Raw genomic sequence first — 22,088 nt, forward strand, 5'->3', positions numbered from 1 at the left:
GCCATTTCAGGCGCGCTCTTAGCGTAAGCGAAATCCAGCGCTTACGAAGACTTATGCGTGAGGGCTTTCCCGAACGCATTAGTCGCAGTTAGCGATTAGTTCGCTGGAGCGTTGCGCCGGCGAGTGAGTAATACACACTGCCCAAATGCGTCCCTCCTGAAGAACTTTTCAACACACTAAATAGCAAATTTCTAAAATTCCTGCTCTAACAGCTCCCCATCAATATATCTGGCCTTAATATTCCGGTCATCTCCGATGTAGCAGAAACGCTCCAGTTTCTCCTCTGCCGTCATTTTTGTCCATGGATCTTCCATATTATCAATCACAAGAGCATTAAACGCATACCCTTTTTCGAAAGAACCAACCTTACCGAATACACTTCCAGACTCTTTGGTTGCATGGTAGAATGCCTGTGTAATGGTAATGGTCTTACTCTCCTGTGGCTCGTAGAATTCTTTCAGCTTGGATAACTGCACGGCTCTTGCAACCTGGCGGTAGATGCCGATTCCATGGCCACCGGCAATGTCAGTTCCCATGGCAATTTTCAGTCCCTCAGCCTCCATATGCTGCAGCGGCATAATTCCTGCAATAATATTCACAGTGGCATCCGGGCAGTGAACAGAAAAGCTTCCATGTTTTTTCAGAATCCGCTTATCTTCCTCAGTTGGGAAAATAACATGGGCGAAAATAGACGGACCGTGATCCATCAGACCTGCGCGCTCATAAATTTCTGCGTCAGAACTATAGCCCGGAAACAGATTCAGAGCTTCCTGTGCCTCCCACAGAGACTCTACCAGATGAGTGTGCACACCACAATGATATTTTGCTGCCAGCTTGCCAAGACCATCGATCAGCGGCTTGCTGCAGGTCGGGGCAAAACGGGGAGCCAGAATGGTTTTCACCTTTTTGCTGCCCTCATGTTCTGCCAGATACTTCTCTGTTTCCTTCAGGGAATCCTCTGTGGTCTCGGTGAGAAATTCCGGAGAATTGCAGTCCATGTTCACCTTTCCCACATAACCATACATGCCTTTCTCTTCCATTTTATCAAAGAGATAGTTTGTGGCCTCACGGTGAATGGTTGCAAAAACATTGGCATGGAAAGTACCATGACGGAGCATATCATCTACAAATGCATCGTAGCAGTTTTTCGCATATTCCATATTCTGGAAACGGGATTCCTGCGGAAATGTATAATGATTCAGCCAGTCGGAAAGCAGACAGTCCATACCAATTCCACGCTGTACATACTGTGCTCCGTGTACATGAAGATCGGAAAAAGCCGGAATGATCAGCTTATCGCCGTAATCTACAACCTCTGCGCCCTGATACTGCTCCGGAATCTTTTCACAGATCTGTGAAACCACTCCATCTTCTACAATTATATAACTGTTTTCGTGAATCTCTAACCTGTCTGCTGACGGTGTAAACAAAATATCTCCGTGGTAAATCTTTACTGCCATTTTTTGTCCCTCACATTCTTAATCATTGCATTTTTTCTCTTTCTCGCATCGCTTTTCCTCTATTTTGTATCTGCAATCCTGACCTCGATCCTGGTAGAATAATTATCATTATCCTGTTCCACAAACTGGTCGATGATATTCAGCGCCAGAATGGTATCCTCCAGATTCAGATTCCGTCCCCATTCCTTTATCCTTTTAAAGCTGTCCTGAATCTCTTCATATGCCCCTTTGTGATACCCCACAACATAGGTTCCTGCAGGAATCGTGCGTATCTCCGCATTTTCCTCTGGAACGGCATCTGTAAGAAGCGCTCCAAATTCCTTGCTATTTTCCCCATAAAATACAATGGTTGGATAAAAGTAGAATGATTCGCCTGCATAAAGCTCCTCTTCTGCTCCAATGGGAATATATTTTCGCTCCGGATATTTCACCACCTGAATGTTTTCGTAATCAATTCCATCTTTCGAGTCTTCAATAAACTGTATTTTTCGCAAAATCGCATGGTCAATCCGCATCATCTCTTCCCACTGGGCATGAATGGCCACGGAACGCTCCTTCAGTCTTTTAAGCGCCTCATCAGGGCTTTTCGTGTCCTGAAAATCCCGGACTGCCTCAATGGAATAGCCCAGTTTTCGCATATAGCGGATGGAGGCAAGCTTATAAGTCTGATCAAAACGATATTTCCGATATCCGTTTTTCGGGTCTCTGTAGCTGGGCTTCAGAATTCCGATTTTGTCATAATAATGCAGGGTCTGCACGTTCAATCCGAATAAGGTCGCCAGCTCGTTTACATTCAGATACTCTTTATTTGCCATATATACTCCTATCTTGAGCCTTTTACATACGGCTTAGCAAGAGCTTCTGGTTCACTGTTCTTTCCGGCAGCCCCAAGCATTGCAATAAGGGTCAGCGCATATGGCAAAATTGCCAGAAGGAACGGGGAAATGGATACGCCGATGGTCTGGAGACGAATCTGCAGGGCATTGGCTGCTCCGAACAAAAGAGCTGCTCCAAACATTCCAAAAGGTGTGTATCGTCCAAGAATAACAGTTGCAAGAGCGATATAGCCACGGCCGGAAATCATATTTTCTGTAAAAACGCCAAGCTGTACCAGTACCAGATATGCACCGCCGATTCCTCCAAGAATTCCGTTGAACACCATCACGATCCAGCGGTATTTTTTCACCTGGATACCTGCGGATTCTGCTGCACGTGGGTGCTCTCCTACTGCCATAAAGGACAGTCCAAGATTGGTTTTTTTGTAAAAAATCCAGGTCAGGATCAGGAGCACATAAAGGATATAGGTCAGGAAATCGCAGTTAAAAAATGCATCTCCGATCAGCGGAATCTTTGACAAGCCTGGAATGGCAATGTTTGGGAAGGTCTCGATCTGCTGATAGCCCTGTCCATTTGACATTAATTTAAACAAAAAGCTGGTGACGCCAAGCATAAGCATGTTGATGGCAAGACCGGATACAGACTGGTTCTGAATCAGCGTAATGGAAAGAAGTCCATGAAGCAGACTGACTATAAGTCCTCCTGCCATACCGCACAAAAGTCCCACAAACAGATTGCCGGAATACCAGGCACCTGCAAAGGAAAAAAATGCACCGCTGAGCATAACACCTTCCATTCCGATATTCAGAATACCGGATTTTTCCGCAATGGTCTCACCAATTCCGCCATACATAAGCGGCACTGCCAGACGAACTGCTGCGGCCAGAAAAGCCGTCATAAAGCTTAAACTGAAAATCTGCTGAAGCATTACGCATTTCCTCCTTTTCCAACTTTTGCCTGTTTCTTTTTGAAATGAAACAGTTCTCTTCCCAGGATCAAAACAACAACCAGACCGATCAAAATGTTAACGATCGCAGACGGTACTCCAAGCTGTCTTTGCATAGAGCTTGCACCTACCTGCATTGCTGCATAAAGCACTGCCACAAAGAATACGCCAATAGGATTATTAAATGCCACAAGTGCGATCAAAACAGCTGTATAGCCACAGTTTGAGGAGATTCCTTCCAGAAGCTTTTTCTGAATGGCAAGGACCTCGATTCCGCCTGCCACTGCGGAAAGTCCGCCGCTTAAAAAGGCAGAAAGCACAATATTTTTCATAACAGAAATACCGTTGCAGGTACTTCCACGTTTGTTCAACCCAACTGCCTTCAATTCGTATCCCATAGTTGTTTTTTCCAGGAAAAACCACACTACAAGTACACAGATGATTGCGATCAGAATGCCTGCATGAAAACGGGTTGCCCGGATCAGGGTTCCAAGCTGTACGGTTTTGTCAATTTTCGCAGACTGTGGAACATTTCCAGCCGGGTCCATCAAAAAAGAACGGACTGCATAGCCAAGAAAATTAATTGCAATATAGTTCAGCATGATAGTGACAATAATTTCGGAAATATTGAATTTCGCTTTGCACACTGCTGCGATCAGCGCCCACACGCCACCTGCCAGAAATCCGATTACCAGGGAAAGGATAATTCTTGGTATTCCCGGAACAGCAGTCCAGTTCAGAGCTACCATGGTAGTTGCCATAGCCCCTACATAAAACTGTCCTTCTGCACCAATGTTGAAAAAGCCGGTACGATATGCTACTGCGCAGCCAAGACCTGTAAGGATCAGCGGGCATGCTTTTACAAAAATTTCTGCAAATCCTGCAGGTGTTCCAAAGATTCCACGGAAGAAAAGACCGTATGCTTCCACCGGGCTTGCGCCGCATGCAAGGATCAAAACCGTACCTGCCAGAATTGTGATCACAAGAATCAGAAGTACATCTGTAATCCCTCTTGTTCTTTTTTCCTTCTCCATTATCTTGCCTCCTCTTCTGAAATTCCGCCCATGAGAAGGCCGATTTTCTGTACAGTAGCTTCTTCTCTATTCAGGATTCCCACGATTTTTCCACCAAAAAGCACTGCAATCCTGTCACTTAATGCCATAATTTCTTCCAGGTCTGCGGATATCAGCATAACACCTTTTCCTGCATTTCTCTGATCTATAAGCTGCTGACGGACAAATTCTGTAGCACCGATGTCAAGACCTCTGGTAGGCTGGCTTGCCACGATCACTTTTGCATGATCGTTCAGCTCTCTGGCTATGATCAGCTTCTGCTGGTTTCCACCTGACAAAAGCTTTACAAGCGTATCAATCCCCGACTTTCCGGATGCGCGCACCTGATATTGTTTCATTTTTTCTGCTGCATTTTTACGAATAGCTGCTTTGTTTATAATAGAATGGTTTGCAAATGGAGGCTTCCCATATTCCCGGAGAACAAGGTTTTCTGAAATGTTCATTCCGGTGATCAGACTGTCTGACAATCTGTCCTCTGAAATATAGGAAACACCTGCTTCATAACGTCCGCGGATATTGATTCCTGCCAGATTCTGTCCGTCCAGAAGGATTTCGCCCTCACCGGCTTTCTGGATTCCGGTGATCACCTCTGCAAGCTCTTTCTGTCCGTTTCCTTCCACACCGGCAATTCCAAGGATTTCTCCTTTGTGAATGGTAAGGCTGATATTCTCAAGCTTATGACGGCTGTGTTTTCTGTGATGATTGGACACATTTTTCAATTCCAGCATAATATCTTTTTGGGGAGAACCTTCTATATGATAGTCATCATTCAGCTCTCGTCCGATCATATAGGCAGACAGCTCTTCCGGATTGGTGTCTGCAGTCACAAGATCTGCCACCTGTCTGCCATCCCGAAGAATGGTAACCTTGTCACTGATTGCCATAATCTCGCTCATACGATGGGTGATGATAATGATTCCATAGCCCTCTTTTTTTAGATTGCGGAGAACATCGAAGAACTGTGTGGTCTCCTGAGGAGTAAGCACGCCGGTAGGCTCATCCAGGATCAGAAGTTCTACATTTCTGTATAATGCTTTCAGGATTTCCACGCGCTGCTGTTCTCCCACTGACAGATCACTGATCACAGCATCCGGGTTCACGTAGAGTCCGTATTTTTCTGCCAGATCAGTCAGCTTCTTTTTTGCAGCAGCTCTGTCCAGGAAAAAGGAGTTGTCCTTCAGATTCAGGACAATGTTATCCAGAACTGTCATTTTATTTACCAGGGAAAAATGCTGCTGGACCATTCCAATGCCTGCATCGATAGCTTCCCTTGGAGAGGCAAAATCCGCTGGCTTGTCTTTCCACAAAATTTCACCGCTGTCTGCAGTGTAAAGACCAAATATAATATTAACAAGTGTGGTCTTTCCGGCTCCGTTCTCACCGAGGAGAGCATGGATTTCACCTTTTTCTACAGTCAGGTTGATATCCTCATTTGCATATACGCCGGAAAATGATTTACAGATATGTTTCATTTGAAGAAGAGACATGGTTTTCTCCTTTTTCTCGTATAGTTAAAGTGTTTTAAAAAGCTGAAACTTCGGAAGGTTATCTCCACTGACTGATTGATAACTTTCCTCCATTTCAGCTTCATTTGTCTTTGAACAATCAGTTGCCGGATTTCAGATTGCGAGCCATTTTTATAAAAACAGATATCTCAATCCGCGGTTACAAATCCGATTTCTTACTGTCTCATTGTGTAGTCGCGCTCAACCTCAAGCTCGCCGGAAATGATTTTGTCAATAGCATCCTGTGCAGTTGCTTTCACATCATCGGAAAGATTGTCGGAAAGGAGAACTTCTACTGCGCCATCTGCCATACCAAGGTTGTAAACATCTCCCTCAAAGCTTCCGTCTGCAACGCTGCCAAGGGCAGTATCAATTACAACATCAAGATTGTAAATTGCAGAATCGAGAATGTTGTCAGGTGCTAAAGAGCTCTGATCGTAAGAATCGCCCTGGCACCAGATTCCAGCCTAAACAGCTGCTGTCATTGCACCGTTTCCGCAAGCATTTGCACAATGCTTGATTACGTCTACGTCATTATCGATCATAGCTTTTGCAGCTTCCTGTGCAAGCTGTGTATCAACAAAAGAGTTTGTCCAGGCTGTCTGAACTTCGATATCAGGATTTACGGATTTTGCTCCGTCTTCATATCCGTTAATAATCTTTACAAGGGAATCTCCAGGGATCGGTCCGATGGCGCCAAGTTTACCAGACTCAGAAGTAGAAGCAGCAATGATTCCTTCTACATAAGCGGTCTGCTCACATGCCATAACGTAGGAAGCTACGTTGTCAGCGGAAGCGTCAGCCTCTGTGCAGATGAATTTGGTGTCTGGGTAGGTCTCTGCAACTTCCAGTGCAGGATCACCGAACTCATATCCGTGACCAATTACCACATCATAACCTGCACTTGCATAGTCAGCAAAAGCAGCGGAAATATCAGCAACTTCCAGGTTCTCTGTGTAAGCCAGCTCGTATCCGTATTTCTCACAGGCTTTCTGTGCTCCTTCGTACGCTGTCTGATTCCAGCCCTGGTCATTTGCTGCTCCGGAAAGTAAAAGTGCTACCTTCAGTCCTTCTCCATCAGCTGCCTGTACCGGCTGAGTACATACACCATTTACCATAGCCGCTGTCATTGCCATTGCTAATCCCATAACCACCAGTTTTTTCATCATAATCCTCCTTGATCAGATCCTGTTTTCGTGTATTCGATACTGTTCACTCCGTGGCCAGTATCGCTTATTTTTCTTATCCGCAACTTTGTAGTTGCTATAAGGTTTTCTTAAGGCTTCTTTATATTAAACTATATAGTTACTATAGAGTCAATACATTTTTTCTTTTTTTTGTAAAATTATCTGAAAAACCATTGGAGACGCACAGGGCAGTTTTTATTATTCTCCAAATTCTTCTGCAACCTTCTTCAGCATTTCCCGGATTGGCAGATGATATGGGCATCTTGTCTCGCACTTGCCGCATCCCACACATGCAGAAGCTTTCACTGCCATGCTGCCGTAGCGGTCTTTCGCCCAGTCAGCCAGATTGTAGCGTTCCAGATATCCTGCAAAAAGGAATGCGCTTGGAATGCTGATTCCAACCGTACATGGCGCACAGTAATTGCAGCGACGGCAGAAATTGGTGCCCAGCTGATGGCGGATCTGTTCTATTTCAGCAAGCTCTGCCTCTGTAAGAGGTGCTGCGTCGGAGCATGCCTTAATGTTCTCTTCCAGTTCAGATACTTCTGCCATTCCCGGGATTACCACCGTAACAGCCGGGTTGGAACAGACATAACGAAGTGCAAGAGTGCCATTCTCAATTGCACCACCTGCTAATGGCTTCATGGCAATAAAGCCCACATTTTTCTCCTGACATTTGCGGATCAGCTCGTCGCCCTGGTTTTCTACGATATTATATGGAAACATGATTGTCTCCACCCAGTCCAGATTCAGTGCGCGTTCAAAAACAGCTGTAGAATGTGCAGTCAGACCGATATGACCAATTTTACCGGCTGCTTTCGCCTCTAATAAAGCCTCCAGGGCACCGTCCTCACCTATAACAGTGTCCAGCTGTTCCATGCTTGGGTTATGTACCTGATACAGGTCAATGTGATTGGTTCGAAGATTGCCAAGGCTCTTCTCAATGTCTGCTGCCATGGCTTCTCTGGTTCTTGCCATACTCTTGGTGGCAATCACAAATTTGTCACGAGTTCCTTCAAGGGCATAGCCAAGATACTCCTCGCTGACCGTATAGCCTCTGGCTGTATCGATATAATTTACCCCCTCTTCTGCCAGCTGCTGCATTAATTTCTTAGTACCTTCCGCGTCAATTCTCTGGATGGGGATTCCGCCAAAGCCCATGCGGGAAATCTTAAGACCAGTTTTTCCAAGTGTTGTATATTCCATTTGTACTCCTCCTTATTTTTGGTATACAATAATTTATGATACCAGTGTCAAAAGGTCAAAAAGCCGTTCGTGCTTGCACGATAAGGCGTTTGAACTTGGGACACGCCAAATATGAGAAAGTAGCGATTTACGCAGTAAATCAGCGGATTTCGAATATTTGGAGGATTGCGGGAGCAGCGTAGCTGCGGAGCAATCCGGGGTATCAAATGAGTGGCAAAAGACCTTTTGACACTCATATCATAATTTATAAAATATGTCTGAAATTAACAAAATGTGCCACCGGCATACGCCGATGGCACATAAATAAACAGCTTATGCTATTTAGAACGGAATATTCGCATCCGCTACTTGCTCATAAATAAATAACTGCTCCGCAGTTATTCTAGCGGATATTCGCAATCCGCTTTCGCTACTTGCTCATAAATAAATAACTGCTCCGCAGTTATTTATTTATACTCGTGACAGGTACTCGCCTGTTCTGGTGTCGATTTTCAGCTTGTCGCCCTGGTTAACGAACAGCGGAACCATAACCTGTGCTCCTGTCTCAACGATAGCCGGTTTGGTAGCACCCTGAGCTGTATTTCCAGCGAATCCTGGCTCTGTCTCTGTAACTACAAGCTCAACGAATAACGGAGGCTCAATAGCGAATACATTGCCATTGTGAGAACAGATCTTAACCATCTCATTCTCTTTTACAAATTTAAGAGAATCGCCAACCTGCTCTTCTGTAAGACCAACCTGGTCAAATGTCTCTACGTTCATGAAGTAATATAATCCGCCATCGCTGTAGAGATACTGCATATCAACACGCTCGATACGTGCTGTAGGGAATTTCTCTGTAGGACGGAAAGATTTCTCTAACACGGATCCTGTAATAATATTTTTGTATTTGGTTCTAACGAAAGCAGCTCCCTTACCCGGTTTAACGTGCTGGAATTCTACGATCTGACAAACGTTGCCATCAATTTCTACTGTGACACCGTTTCTGAAATCACCTGCTGAAATCATAATTAATTTTTCCTCCTTATAGTGCTTATGACTAGAAATATTTTATTATATATGTACCATTTTTTCAACTACTTTTTTTCATATGCAGCCAAATTTTCCTGTTTTTCCCATATATTATGGCAAAATACTTTTGTATTCACGGAAGCTGTCCTTCAATTTCCTTGATTAGTTCCTCAAAAGGCTTCACTCCTGTCACAACTTCAACATCCGCAAATTTATGATAAATCGGATCACGCTGTTTCAGAAGCTTTTTGATCTTTTCATCCTGATTTTCGCCTTCCAGAAGAGGATTGCTATTTCCCTCAAGCCTCTTGCGGAGAGTCTCAGCAGACCCCTTCAGGTAAACAACTGTACCCAGCTGCTTAATATACTGCTCATTCTGCTCCTGAACCGGAAGACCTGCGCCAAGAGAAATCACTTTTCTTTCTTTATCTTCAATCAGAGCTTTCACAGTCATAGTTTCCAGAGCACGGTAATATGGCTCTCCAAATTTCTGTAAAATCTCCTTTACGGACATGTTCATCTTCTTAACAATCACCTTGTCCACATCCACAAATGTCAGCCCCAGGTCACTGGACAGACGTTTCCCCACTCTTGTCTTGCCAGAACCCATAAATCCGATAACCACAATATGGTTCATGAATTCTTCTCCTCCTTGGTATAAAAATGTAATACAATTTTCTCCAGATAGCGCTTCAGCACGATCTGGATCTCTTCCTTGGGATTGATCGGCTTTACCAGAATATTACGAAGGCCAGCATTCTTAGCCCCCCATATATCGGTAAAAAGCTGGTCTCCGATAAAGACCGTATTCCCTGTGTTCGTTCCAAGTCTCTCCATGGCCCTTTCATAGCCTTTTCGGGACGGCTTGGCAGCCATTTCAATGAACTGAGCGCCTACTGAAGCGGCAAAGGGTTCTACCCTTTTTTTCCTGTTGTTTGACACCAGACAGCAGGAAAAGCCAATGTCACGAAGCTGCTGAAAAAGCCGGACAGCTTCCGGATCTGCCGGTGCCCCATGAGGAACCAGGGTATTGTCGATATCAAACAAAATCCCCCTGTATCCCTCCTGGTATAGTTTTTCATAGTTGACTACATATGCTGAATCCAGATATGCATCTGGAAAAAAGCGTTCAAACATTCTGTTACATCCTTTAATTCTTTTATTTTCTATGGTAATACAGATTGCGGGAATGATTTTTCAAACAGACTCCAGCAACGCGCTTTGCAATCACAGAAATCATGTATTCACATGATCTCGCGCCTGTTTTCCAAGAGGTTCTGTCAGGATCCCGTCACCTGCTTAGGTACGCCTGCAGTTCCTCATAATGGTCTTTCATCACATCATAACCATGCTGATAAAACGCCATCAGCTTCTCTTTGTTCGCCTCCGCACGCCCCACAGTGGGAATTTCCGGGCGGATGACAAAAATATGTCCTTCCCTCTCCCATTTTTCCAGAAGCTCCAAAGTCCGGTTGTAGCTGCGGTAACGATTATATAAAGTGTTCAAAAATTCCGGATAATGCCGAAATGCAGCCACATAAAGCGGAGTGCTCTTTCCCGGTTTCTTCTTGCGGTAACCCATATTTCGGGTAAGGATCACCACGTTCTTTCGATATCCCTTCTCCATGGCATGGATCAGGGGAATCGAATCTGCAATGCCGCCATCCAGATAAGGAACACCGTCAATCTCTACCATGGGACTTACAACGGGAATACTGGAAGAAGCCCTTCCAATATCCATCAGGCGACGTCTGTCATGCTTCTCAGTCATATATTCCGCATCACCAGTCTGGCAGTTGGTCACTACCAGCTCACACTCCGTATCTGACTGAAAAAAAGTATCAAAATCAAACGGAAACAATTCATTTGGATATTTGTCAAACAGCATATCCATGTCAAAAAGCTCATGCTTCTTAAGAGCTTCCTTAGTAGCAATATAGCTGTTTGCCTTATCCTCTATGATCATGCAGTCTCTGGTCCTTCCAGGCTGCCAGGATACATAATCAAGAGCATTGCAGGAACCAGCGGAAACACCCACCACATATGGGAATTTCACCTCTTTTTCCATAAGATAATCCAGAACCCCTGCTGTAAATACTCCCCTGCTTCCCCCGCCCTCCAGGACCAAGGAAGACTGATGCTTCACTGTCATTCTTATTCACGCTCCTTAAGCGGTACGTATACAGCCGGAGCCAGAACGTTCTTGTAAGCCGGACGGATGATCTTGTCTGTATTGATCAGCTCTTCCATTCGGTGGGCGCTCCAGCCCACAATACGTGCCACTGCAAAAATCGGTGTATACAGCTCAAGAGGCAGATCCAGCATGCTGTAAACAAAACCGCTGTAAAAATCCACGTTTGCGCTGACACCCTTGTAAATATGGCGTTCCTCGGCGATAACCTCCGGAGCCATTTGCTCTACCATCGCGTAGAGATTGTATTCTTTCATACGGCCTTTTTCTCTGGCCAGAGTCTCAACAAAGCCTTTCAGTACCTGGGCACGGGGATCCGATACCGAATAAATAGCATGTCCCATACCATAAATAAGACCTCTCTTATCAAAAGCTTCTTTGTGAAGCAGTTTCTTCAGATACTCTCTTACTTCCTCTTCGTCAGAAATATCCTTCACATTCTTCTTCAAATCCTGGAACATACTTACAACCTTAATATTGGCACCACCGTGCTTCGGACCTTTCAGAGAACCGAGAGCAGCTGCGATTGCAGAATAGGTGTCTGTTCCGGATGAGGAAACAACGTGTGTAGTAAATGTAGAGTTATTACCACCGCCATGCTCCATATGAAGGATCAGGGCAAGATCCAGAATCTTCGCCTCCAGATGGGAATATTTCTTATCCGGGCGAAGCATACGGAGGATATTCTCCGCTGTGGAAAGCTCTTTCTTCGGATTGTGAATATAAAGGCTCTTGCCGCATACATAGTGATTGTAAGCCTGATATCCATAAACAGATAAAAGAGGAAATACACTGATCAGATTCAGGCACTGTCTCAGTACATTCGGAAGGGAAATATCATCCGGCTCCTTGTCATAGCAATAAAGTGTAAGCACACTTCTGGACAGGGCATTCATAATGTCCTTGGACGGTGCTTTCATGATAACGTCCCTTACGAAATTCGTAGGAAGGGAGCGCTGGTTCGCCAGAAGCTTGGTGAAATCCTCCAGTTCCTCCCCATTCGGAAGCTTGCCGAACAGTAAAAGATAGGTAGTTTCTTCGAAGCCATATCTGTCATCTTCAATAAATCCCCTGGTCAACTCCTTGATGTCATATCCCCTGTAGGAAAGACTGCCCGCACAGGGCACTTCCTTGCCGTCAACCACCTTCGTGGCGCATACATTGGAAATCTGCGTCAGACCTGCCAGAACGCCCTTACCATTGATATCGCGAAGGCCTCGCTTAACATCATACTTCTGATAAAGAGACAGATCCAGGCTGGAATGCTCCTTGCAAACCTCCGTTAGGTTCTCTATTTCCGGTGTTACTTTCATCTTAAATCCTGCCATTCAAATAAACTCCTTTCTTTTTAATCCGTCCGATAATCCGTTCCTCCCTCAATTATTAATGCTGTCAGAGTCAGAAGCGGATGCTTCTGCTCCGGCATTGTAAATGGATAATCTGTGACTGCCATTGTTTTATTATCTTTTTATCGCTGTTTATAGGTGGACAAGAAATCCCTCAGCTTGTCCATAGCCTTCTCCAGCTGACGCACATTCGGCAGATATACTACACGGAAGTGGTCAGGACAATTCCAGTTAAAGCCCTTGCCCGGCACCAGAAGCACCTGTTTCTCATGTAAGAAATCAAGAGCAAACTGCTCGTCATTGTGAATATTGAATTTCTCTGTATCGATCTTCGGAAAAATATAGAACGCAGCCTTGGGCTTTACGGCTGTGATTCCCGGAATGTCATTGAGTGCCTTGTAGATAAAATCTCTCTGCTCATAAACTCTTCCGCCTGGCTGAATGTACTCATTTACACTCTGGTATCCGCCAAGTGCAGTCTGTACAATGGACTGGGCCGGAACATTGGAGCAAAGACGCATGGAGGAAAGCATGTTAATACCTTCAATATACCCCTTCGCCTTATTCTTGGCACCACTTAAGATCATCCATCCAATACGGAAACCAGCGATCATATGGGACTTGGAAAGTCCGGAAAAAGTAACGCAGAATACGTCTGGTGCAAGGGATGCAATAGAAGTATGCTTATAGCCATCCATGATCAGACGGTCGTATATCTCATCTGAAAAAATGATCAGCTCGTGCTCTCTTGCGATCTGCACGATCTGCTCCAGGATCTCCTTAGGATAAACTGCTCCTGTAGGGTTATTCGGATTAATGATAACAATCGCTTTGGTCTTGTCTGTGATCTTGCTCTTAATATCATCAATGTCCGGATACCATTCAGACTGCTCATCACAAATATAATGAACTACATTTCCACCTGCCAGAGTCGCAGTAGCTGTCCACAAAGGATAATCCGGTGCAGGGATCAGAATCTCATCCCCGTTATCCAGAAGTGCCTGCATGCAGAGATTGATCAGCTCACTGACACCATTACCTGTATAAATATCACTCATGGTAACCCCGGGAATTCCTCGAAGCTGGGCATACTGCATAATGGCCTTTCTTGCAGAAAAGATTCCTTTGGAATCGGAATATCCCTGAGAGGTACGAATATTGCTCAGCATGTCCAGAATTACTTCCTGCGGTGCAGAAAATCCAAATGGATATGGATTGCCGATATTCAGCTTCAGAATCTCCATTCCATCCTCTTCCATTCTGGCCGCTTCATCCACTACCGGTCCTCGCACATCATAAAGTACGTTATCCAGTTTACTGGACTTCTCGAATGTTTTCATTTATTTCACTCCTCATCTTACTACTTATGTCCGGCATATCTGTCTTTTTCCTGCTCCGGCATAATGTATTTCTTGCTATCTATCATCTCATATTTGGCTCATTTTCGCAAGCCTTAATGAAATTTTTGGAAATATGAAAAAAACTCTTTTCATTTTTAGCACTTTAGTGTATAATAGCGTCGTTAAAAAATTTTACACCTATCTGGATGAGGAGGAATTACAATGTCTTACACAGAAGAAGTATACGAAAGAGTCGTAGCACAGAATCCAGGTGAGCCTGAATTTCACCAGGCAGTAAAGGAAGTTCTGGATTCCCTGAAGGTCGTAATTGACAAAAATGAAGAAGAATACCGCAGCATGTCCCTTCTGGAGCGCCTTGTAGAGCCGGAAAGAATCATTTCCTTCCGCGTTCCGTGGGTAGATGACAAGGGCGTTGTTCAGGTAAACAAGGGATATCGTGTACAGTTTAACAGCGCTATCGGACCTTATAAGGGTGGTCTTCGTTTCCATCCGTCAGTAAACCAGGGTATCTTAAAATTCCTTGGATTTGAGCAGACATTTAAGAACTCCCTTACCGGACTTCCAATCGGTGGTGGTAAAGGTGGTTCCAACTTTGACCCGAAAGGCAAATCTGACAGAGAGGTTATGGCATTCTGCCAGAGCTTCATGACAGAGCTTTCCAAATATATCGGTGCTGACACTGATGTTCCGGCAGGTGATATCGGTGTAGGCGGACGTGAGATCGGTTATTTATTCGGACAGTACAAGAGAATCCGCGGATTATACGAGGGTGTTCTCACAGGTAAAGGACTTACCTACGGCGGATCTCTGATCCGTACACAGGCTACCGGATATGGTGTTGTTTATATGCTTGACGAGATCATGAAAGCACATAACGATTCTATTGATGGAAAGACATTCATCGTAACAGGATCCGGAAACGTTGCAATCTATGCTGTAGAGAAAGCTCAGCAGCTTGGCGGCAAGGTTGTTGCTATGTGTGACTCCAACGGATATATTTATGATCCAGAAGGAATCAAGCTTGACATTGTGAAAGATATCAAAGAAGTAAAACGTGGACGTATCAAAGAGTACGCAGACCGTGTTGAGGGTGCTTCTTACACAGAAGGTACCGGAATCTGGAACATCAAATGTGATGTATACCTTCCATGTGCTACCCAGAACGAGCTTGCTCTTGATGGTGCTAAGACACTTGTTGCAAACGGCTGCAAATATGTAGTTGAGGGTGCGAACATGCCTACTACTCTTGATGCTACAACTTATCTCCAGGAGAACGGTGTTCTGTTCATGCCTGGTAAAGCAGCTAACGCTGGTGGTGTTGCTACTTCTGCTCTTGAGATGAGCCAGAACTCCATGAGACTTTCCTGGACAGCAGAGGAAGTTGATGCGAAGCTTCATGGAATCATGGTAGACATCTTCCACAAAGCTGATGACGCTGCTAAGCGTTATGGTATGAAAGACAACTATGTTGCCGGTGCTAACATCGCCGGATTTGAGAAAGTTGTAGATGCTATGAAAGCTCAGGGCATCTGCTGATTCTCTGTCATCTGAAGTTTCAAAAAGACAGGTCCGCTGCGGCCTGTCTTTTTTATTCCATTTAATACTTGTTTATACAGAAAAAATCCCCGCTCTCTGGCGAGGATTTTTCTAATTTAAAAATTTCTTTAATTCATCCATAAAGGTACTGACATCTTTAAACTCCCGATACACAGAAGCGAATCGCACATACGCCACCGAATCCAGATCTTTTAAATGGCTCATCACGATTTCTCCGATTTTCGTGCTGGAGATTTCTTTATCTTCGGCATTGAAGATGTCGCCTTCTATGGCATCGATCATGGTTTCCAGCTTATCGCTGGCAATGGGACGTTTGTAGCAGGCGCGGCGGACACCGTTGATCAGTTTATTGCGGTCGTACTGCTCACGGTTCAGATTCTTCTTGATTACGGTTAACGGGATTGTCTCCACATTCTCATAAGTGGTAAATCTTCTTCCACAGGAATCGCACAGTCTTCTGCGTCTTATGGAATTGGTCTCTTCCACTGGTCTTGAATCTACTACTCTTGTATTATCCTGATTACAGTATGGACATCTCATGTATTTATTTCCCCTTCCTCATGTCTCCCCTTCTGCCATACAATCTGGGCAGCAGACTTTCCTCTTTTCTGTTCGCTCAGTAACATAAAACGGACTGAATTACCTATTTCTTATTATACTTTAATCATAGAAAGTATGTCAATAAACTCCATACATATTTTCAGACTTTTTGCATAATATCATAAAAAACAGGTGCTTTTCATGCGTATTTGCGAATTAAAGCAAAAAGAAGTGATCAATATCTGTACCTGCCGTACACTTGGCTGTCCGGTGGATGTGGAATTTAACTGTGAAACCGGATGTATTACCGCCCTTGTGGTTCCCGGACCTGGCAGTTTCTGCTTTTGTTTCTGGGGAGCCGGAAGTGAATATATAATCCCCTGGAATTGTATCCGGCAGATTGGAGATGACATTATCCTGGTAGAAATTGATGAAAAGTATTGCTGTAAAAAGGCTTAATTCTATTTTCCCAATTGTCAAGGGGCAATAATTTTTATATTTTCCCGAAAAAAGAATATTTATCCTCCCACGTGAGAATCATTGTTACTGTTCACTTCGTTCTCAGCAGCACGCTTCGCGATGCACAAAAGGAGGATTCAAATAATGGCACTTAACAAAGTTGAAATTTGCGGAGTCAATACATCGAAGCTTCCGGTACTGAAAGCAGAAGAAAAAGAAGAGCTTTTTCGCAGGATCAAGGAGGGTGATGAAGAAGCCAGGGAACTTTACATCAAAGGAAATCTGCGGCTGGTCCTCAGCGTGATCAAGCGTTTTTCCAACAGCAGCGAAAATATGGACGATCTTTTTCAGATTGGCTGCATTGGGCTTATAAAAGCAATTGATAATTTTGACACTACATTGAATGTAAAATTTTCTACTTATGCAGTGCCTATGATCATTGGGGAGATACGAAGGTATCTTCGTGACAATAACAGTATCCGGGTGAGCCGGTCTCTGCGGGATATTGCTTATCGTGCAATTTATGCAAAAGAAACCTATATGAAAACAAATCTGAGGGAGCCTACCATTGCGGAAATTGCCAGCGAAATAGGGATAAATAAAGAGATGATCGTATATGCTATGGATGCGATACAGAATCCGGTGTCACTTTTTGAACCGGTTTATACGGAAGGCGGGGATACGCTTTATGTGATGGACCAGATCAGCGATAAGAAAAACAAGGAGGAGACCTGGGTAGAAAATCTGTCCCTCCGGGAAGCTATAAACCGGCTGAATAAGCGGGAACGGCATATTATTGATCTGCGTTTTTACGAGGGCAAAACCCAGATGGAGGTGGCCCAGGAAATCGGGATTTCCCAGGCACAGGTCAGTCGGTTGGAAAAGAATGCACTTAAAACCATGCGGAATTATCTGAGAGCGTGACGGAAATCATGGATCCCGGCATTACGAAATCCGCTCCTTAAATGGTCTGCTGCATGAATATATTGCAAAATCGCTGGTTGTTGGCCAGCGATTTTGCTTATTATGCTGCTATTCCAGAATGCGTTTGAAAAAGGCTTTCTGAAGGATATGCATCATAATTTGTAATAATGATTTTTCAAACACGCTCTAATGCCTTTTCCAATTCTTTTATTACAATCTTAAGAGCTTTAATTCTCGCATACTTCTTGTCTACAGATTCCAGGATATGCCATGGTGCATAGGTGGTGCTTGTCTTGGAAAGCATTTCATCTACGGCACCTTCATAAGCATCCCATTTTTCGCGGTTGCGCCAGTCTTCGTCGGTGATCTTCCACTGTTTTTCAGGATTGTTCTGACGGTCGGTGAAGCGGGCCAGCTGGGTGTCTTTGTCGATCTGGACCCAGAATTTGATAATCACGGCACCCCAGTCGAACAGTTCCTTCTCGAATTCATTAATCTCGTTGTAAGCACGTTTCCAGTCGTTCTCGCTGCAGAAGCCTTCCAGACGCTCTACCATTACGCGGCCGTACCAGGTGCGGTCGAAGATGGCAATGTGACCGTCTTTGGGCAATCTGGTCCAGAAGCGCCAGAGGTAATGACGCGCCTTTTCGTGAGGTTCCGGGCTGGCGATTGGATGGACCTCAAAGCCACGGGGATCAAGGGCTTCTGTGATCCGCTTAATATTGCCTCCTTTTCCGGCTGCGTCCCAGCCTTCATAAGTAATGATCACCGGCACACGCTTACGGTACAGACGGTTATGCAGTTCGCCCAGTTTCTTCTGGAGATGCTTCAGCTCTTTCTTGTATTCTTCATCCTCGATCACCTTGTCTGTCAGTTCGATTTCCGAAAGCTTCGGCATTTTCTCAAGCGGAAAAATGTTTGTGAGAAGCGGTGCGCTGTGTGTGCTGTTCTGCAAGGCTACCTCAATGTTATTTACCATTATTTCAAGAACCTGAAGTTCTACGAAGTTGCGGTCTTTTGCATCAATAATATACCATGGTGCAATAGAAGTATTCGTATCTGTCAGATAGCGGTCGAAAACCTTCTGGCAATGTTTGTAATGTTCGTTCTGCCACTTGTCAAAGGCATCCACACGCCATTTTGTATCCTGCTCTTTGTTAAGCTTCTCAATACGTCTGGTCTGCTCTTTTTTGTCAATCTGCATGAAAAATTTCAGAACCAGATAACCGTTGTCTGTGAGCTGTCGCTCGAAATGTTTGATGCTGTCGATCCGCTTTGCATAATCCTCTTCTTCCAGACCGTTCAGACAGTCTTTGCAGGTCTGCTCCATCCAGCCAGAATCCAGAAAGGTAAATTTGCCGGCTTCCGGAATCTGATTGAAATACCGGTACAGAAATGGTCTGCGCAGTTCATCCTCTGTAGGCTTTGACATGGTTGCTACTTTAAAGAAACGGGGATCAATGTATTTGATCACTCTGCCGATTGTGGTACCTTTGCCAGATGCACCCCAGCCTTCAAAAAGTACCAGCACAGGCAGCTTGTGTTCTTTCAGCTTCATCTGCTGCTGATACAGCTTCTCACCAGCTTCTTTAATCCGTTTCTTCAGCTCCTCTTTTTCCGGAATCTCCTCCGGAATCCAGGTTTTCAGCATAAACACGTCCTCCTCACATACTATTATTTTCAAACACAAATCAATCTTTCCTGTTAAAAGTAAATTCTATTTTTTCATATCCACCTTATTTTCTGCATTATAACATAATCGTTCCCATTTTGCACGAATTTAACAAACATTTATCCGAATTTCGATTACAATAGTTTCCGGTCACTGGGAATGTTACCAGTAAACAGTAACCTGGGAAGTTCTGCCTCCTCTTATATACAATCCGATATTTTTATGTTATTATTAAAAATCATATTTTGTATGGGGTTTACGAACACATAGCGTTTTGTATATTGCGCCTTTCTTTTCGTAGCTCAGATGTTTAAACTTACCTAAGGAGGAAGTCCCATGCCTTTATCTGTCTTCATAGAAATGACCCTGTCTGCCATCCTTACCGTCTGGTCGCCTGGTCCCAATAATATTCTTTTGCTGTCCACAGCCAGCAAATACGGCATTTCCGGTAATATCCGCTTTATGACCGGAATCTGGAGCGGATCTCTCACTTTGATGTGTCTTTCCGGACTGTTCTGCAGTACTCTTGGGAAAATCATTCCAGGGATCCAGCCGGTTATGAAATATCTAGGCGCAGCTTATGTACTCTATCTTGCCTGGCAGACCTGGCGCAGGATTCCGCCCTCTGACAATGTCCAGGACAAAAAGCCAACCTGGCTGATGGGATTTTTCCTGCAGCTGATAAATGTAAAGATCATCATCTATGGGCTGACCATGTTTTCCGCTTATATTCTGCCCTATGAGGCAAGGGTTCCTATACTGTTTTGCTTCGCTGTATATCTGATGTTTCTTGGAGCCCTGGGAAATCTGATCTGGGCATTTGCGGGAAATGTACTGAAAAGATTTTACAGCAGTCATTATAAGCTGATGAATGGAATCATGGCCCTGCTGCTGGTGTGGTGCTCTCTCAGGATCACTGGATTACTGTAAGACAGGCCAAAAACACCTCCCGGAATATGTTGGTTACTCACATTCCGGGAGGTGTTTTCTATAGGGCACTGTTCAATTTATGAGACACATGTATCAAATTGATACATGCTTATGCTGTCTTACTTAAATGCATCCACCAGTTCCTGACCATCGTCATATCCCTGGTTTTTCAGTTCTTCTACAAACCACTGGTCTACGCCTTCTACCGCCTCTTTAAAGGAATCAATATCCATATCCTCTTTTGCGGTAAAGGTAACGCCATTTTTCTCTTCCCAGCGGTTCATGATCTCATTGGCACCGGAGCGGTTGATGTAACGCTCATACTCAACAGCCATTCTTCCAGCCTTGTCTACAACAGCCTGCTGCTCTGGTGTAAGGCCATCATAGATATCCTGATTGATACAGAAGAACAGACAGTCATAGATGGCATCCCACATGGAGCAGTATGGCTGAACCTCCTGTACACTGGCTGCGTCGATTGCAGGAAGCGGATTCTCCTCTCCCTCTACGGTGTTCTGCTGAAGAGCTGTGTAAGTCTCAGACCAGTTCAGGTTGGTTGCATCTGCCCCCCATCTCTTATAGCATTCCATAAGAAGATTGGAGCCTGCAACACGGACTTTCAGGTTCTTCATATCGTCCACCGATTTTACTTCACGCACACTGTTGGTCAGTTCACGGAAGCCGTTCTCCGCAATACCCATGCAATGCAGTCCATACTCACTGAGGATTTCCTTCATCTTCTCTCCTGCCTCACCGTCAAACTTGGCATCTGCGTCTTCCACAGAATCATAAATAAACGGCAGGGAGACTACGTTAAATCTCGGATCAAATGCAGAATAAATCAGGTTGGAATGCATGGAAATCTGTACCGGGTCTCCGTTCATCAGTGCCTGGATTCCCTCGGACTGGTTTCCGTTTGTCAGCTGGTCTGCTGCATATATGTTTACTTTTACTTTTCCTCCTGTAGCTTTTTCCATCAGCTCGCCGAACTTGCGGCCGCCATCAGCCCAGGTAGAAGTCTCAGTTGTGGAGCATGCAAAATTCCAGGTAGTCTCCTCCCAGCCAAGGTCACTGTAATCGCCAATTCCGGTAAATGCCTCTACCAGCTCTTCTGCATCCTCGTATCCCTGGGATTTCAATTCCTCAATGAACCACTCATCTACACCGTCAACAGCTTCCTTAAAGGACTCAATGTCCATATCCTCTTTTGCAGTGAAGGTAACGCCGTTTTTGTCTTTCCAGCGGTTCATGATCTCTTCATCACCGGAGCGGTTGATGTAACGTTCGTACTCTACGGCTTTCTGTCCTGCCTCGTCTACAACAGCCTGCTGTTCCGGTGTAAGACCATCATAAATCTCCTGGTTGATACAGAAGAACAGGCAGTCATAGATGGCATCCCACATGGAGCAGTATGGCTGAACCTCCTGTACACTGGCTGCGTCAATTGCAGGAAGCGGGTTCTCCTGACCCTCAACTGTGTTCTGTTGAAGGGCTGTGTAAGTCTCAGACCAGTTCAGGTTGGTTGCATCTGCGCCCCATCTCTTATAGCATTCCATAAGAAGGTTGGAACCGGCAACACGGATTTTCAGGTTTTTCATATCATCCACAGATTTTACTTCGCGGACACTGTTGGTCAGTTCACGGAAACCGTTCTCTGCAATACCCATGCAATGGAGTCCGTACTCACCAAGAATTTCTTTTAATTTCTCACCAGCCTCACCGTCAAACTTAGCATCTGCATCTTCTACAGAGTCATAAATAAACGGCAGGGAAACTACGTTAAATCTTGGGTCAAATGCAGAATAGATCAGGTTGGAATGCATGGAAATCTGTACCGGGTCTCCGTTCATCAGTGCCTGGATTCCCTCGGACTGGTTTCCGTT

Annotated in this window: 19 protein-coding genes and 1 pseudogene; 4 read left to right on the plus strand and 16 right to left on the minus strand. The window is 44.7% G+C overall.

What is annotated here, in order from left to right:
* Window positions 1–191: 191 nt before the first annotated feature.
* The 13 genes and pseudogenes from AB5642_RS11210 to AB5642_RS11270 form a co-directional block, all read right to left on the minus strand.
* On the minus strand, window positions 192–1,460 hold the full coding sequence (locus AB5642_RS11210) for an amidohydrolase family protein (RefSeq protein ID WP_173772770.1): 1,269 nt from the start codon (window positions 1,458–1,460) through the stop codon (window positions 192–194).
* Between the two features lie 59 nt (window positions 1,461–1,519).
* The gene (locus tag AB5642_RS11215; RefSeq protein WP_173719434.1) at window positions 1,520–2,275 is read right to left on the minus strand and encodes a MerR family transcriptional regulator; all 756 of its coding nucleotides are present in this window, start codon (window positions 2,273–2,275) and stop codon (window positions 1,520–1,522) included.
* A gap of 8 nt (window positions 2,276–2,283) precedes the next feature.
* Window positions 2,284–3,225: an ABC transporter permease gene (locus AB5642_RS11220; protein ID WP_173719435.1), complete on the minus strand. Its 942-nt coding sequence runs from the start codon at window positions 3,223–3,225 to the stop codon at window positions 2,284–2,286.
* Complete coding sequence (locus tag AB5642_RS11225) at window positions 3,225–4,277, minus strand: ABC transporter permease (RefSeq protein WP_195392005.1); 1,053 nt, start codon at window positions 4,275–4,277, stop codon at window positions 3,225–3,227. The genes AB5642_RS11220 and AB5642_RS11225 overlap by 1 nt, the downstream gene beginning before the upstream one ends.
* Complete coding sequence (locus AB5642_RS11230) at window positions 4,277–5,803, minus strand: ABC transporter ATP-binding protein (protein WP_195392004.1); 1,527 nt, start codon at window positions 5,801–5,803, stop codon at window positions 4,277–4,279. Before AB5642_RS11230 ends, AB5642_RS11225 begins: the two co-directional genes overlap by 1 nt.
* A gap of 194 nt (window positions 5,804–5,997) precedes the next feature.
* Window positions 5,998–6,990 (minus strand): annotated as a pseudogene (locus AB5642_RS11235) (BMP family protein).
* 216 nt (window positions 6,991–7,206) lie between these two features.
* Window positions 7,207–8,214, minus strand: coding sequence for an aldo/keto reductase (locus AB5642_RS11240; protein WP_195392003.1), 1,008 nt, complete (start codon window positions 8,212–8,214; stop codon window positions 7,207–7,209).
* 450 nt (window positions 8,215–8,664) lie between these two features.
* A complete protein-coding gene (gene efp, locus AB5642_RS11245) occupies window positions 8,665–9,222 on the minus strand; it encodes an elongation factor P (RefSeq protein WP_118583940.1) in 558 nt (185 codons plus the stop codon).
* 136 nt (window positions 9,223–9,358) lie between these two features.
* On the minus strand, window positions 9,359–9,862 hold the full coding sequence (locus AB5642_RS11250) for a shikimate kinase (protein ID WP_195392002.1): 504 nt from the start codon (window positions 9,860–9,862) through the stop codon (window positions 9,359–9,361).
* Complete coding sequence (locus AB5642_RS11255; protein WP_195392001.1) at window positions 9,859–10,362, minus strand: YqeG family HAD IIIA-type phosphatase; 504 nt, start codon at window positions 10,360–10,362, stop codon at window positions 9,859–9,861. Before AB5642_RS11255 ends, AB5642_RS11250 begins: the two co-directional genes overlap by 4 nt.
* 154 nt (window positions 10,363–10,516) lie before the next feature.
* Window positions 10,517–11,377 (minus strand): patatin family protein, encoded by an 861-nt coding sequence (locus tag AB5642_RS11260; protein WP_148461851.1) that lies wholly within the window; start codon window positions 11,375–11,377, stop codon window positions 10,517–10,519.
* Window positions 11,378–11,379: 2 nt separating this feature from the next.
* Window positions 11,380–12,744, minus strand: coding sequence for a citrate/2-methylcitrate synthase (locus tag AB5642_RS11265; protein ID WP_195380349.1), 1,365 nt, complete (start codon window positions 12,742–12,744; stop codon window positions 11,380–11,382).
* 140 nt (window positions 12,745–12,884) lie between these two features.
* Window positions 12,885–14,102, minus strand: a complete 1,218-nt coding sequence (locus tag AB5642_RS11270; protein WP_195392000.1) for an aminotransferase class I/II-fold pyridoxal phosphate-dependent enzyme — start codon at window positions 14,100–14,102, stop codon at window positions 12,885–12,887.
* A gap of 222 nt (window positions 14,103–14,324) precedes the next feature.
* On the opposite strand from AB5642_RS11270, the gene gdhA reads away from it, so the two are divergent.
* Entirely contained in the window at window positions 14,325–15,659 is a 1,335-nt protein-coding gene (gene gdhA / locus AB5642_RS11275; RefSeq protein ID WP_118583930.1) for an NADP-specific glutamate dehydrogenase, read from the plus strand.
* A gap of 111 nt (window positions 15,660–15,770) precedes the next feature.
* Here gdhA and nrdR read toward each other — a convergent pair whose 3' ends face one another.
* Entirely contained in the window at window positions 15,771–16,220 is a 450-nt protein-coding gene (gene nrdR, locus AB5642_RS11280; protein WP_173719442.1) for a transcriptional regulator NrdR, read from the minus strand.
* 201 nt (window positions 16,221–16,421) lie between these two features.
* On the opposite strand from nrdR, the gene AB5642_RS11285 reads away from it, so the two are divergent.
* Window positions 16,422–16,679: a PRC-barrel domain-containing protein gene (locus tag AB5642_RS11285; protein WP_118583926.1), complete on the plus strand. Its 258-nt coding sequence runs from the start codon at window positions 16,422–16,424 to the stop codon at window positions 16,677–16,679.
* Between the two features lie 144 nt (window positions 16,680–16,823).
* Window positions 16,824–17,603 (plus strand): RNA polymerase sporulation sigma factor SigG, encoded by a 780-nt coding sequence (gene sigG / locus AB5642_RS11290; RefSeq protein WP_148461856.1) that lies wholly within the window; start codon window positions 16,824–16,826, stop codon window positions 17,601–17,603.
* Window positions 17,604–17,778: 175 nt separating this feature from the next.
* Here sigG and pap read toward each other — a convergent pair whose 3' ends face one another.
* On the minus strand, window positions 17,779–19,254 hold the full coding sequence (gene pap / locus AB5642_RS11295; protein WP_368371620.1) for a polyphosphate:AMP phosphotransferase: 1,476 nt from the start codon (window positions 19,252–19,254) through the stop codon (window positions 17,779–17,781).
* Window positions 19,255–19,611: 357 nt separating this feature from the next.
* Here pap and AB5642_RS11300 point away from each other — a divergent pair, with 357 nt between their 5' ends.
* Window positions 19,612–20,205 (plus strand): LysE family transporter, encoded by a 594-nt coding sequence (locus AB5642_RS11300; RefSeq protein WP_173717099.1) that lies wholly within the window; start codon window positions 19,612–19,614, stop codon window positions 20,203–20,205.
* A gap of 119 nt (window positions 20,206–20,324) precedes the next feature.
* Here the strand turns inward: AB5642_RS11300 and AB5642_RS11305 are convergent.
* The coding region (locus AB5642_RS11305; RefSeq protein WP_368371621.1) for a DctP family TRAP transporter solute-binding subunit at window positions 20,325–22,088 on the minus strand (1,764 nt) is incomplete at its 5' end.

Source organism: Ruminococcus sp. 1001136sp1_2201st1_G3_2201SCRN_220225 (assembly GCF_040924365.1).
Lineage (GTDB): Bacteria > Bacillota > Clostridia > Lachnospirales > Lachnospiraceae > Blautia_A > Blautia_A faecis.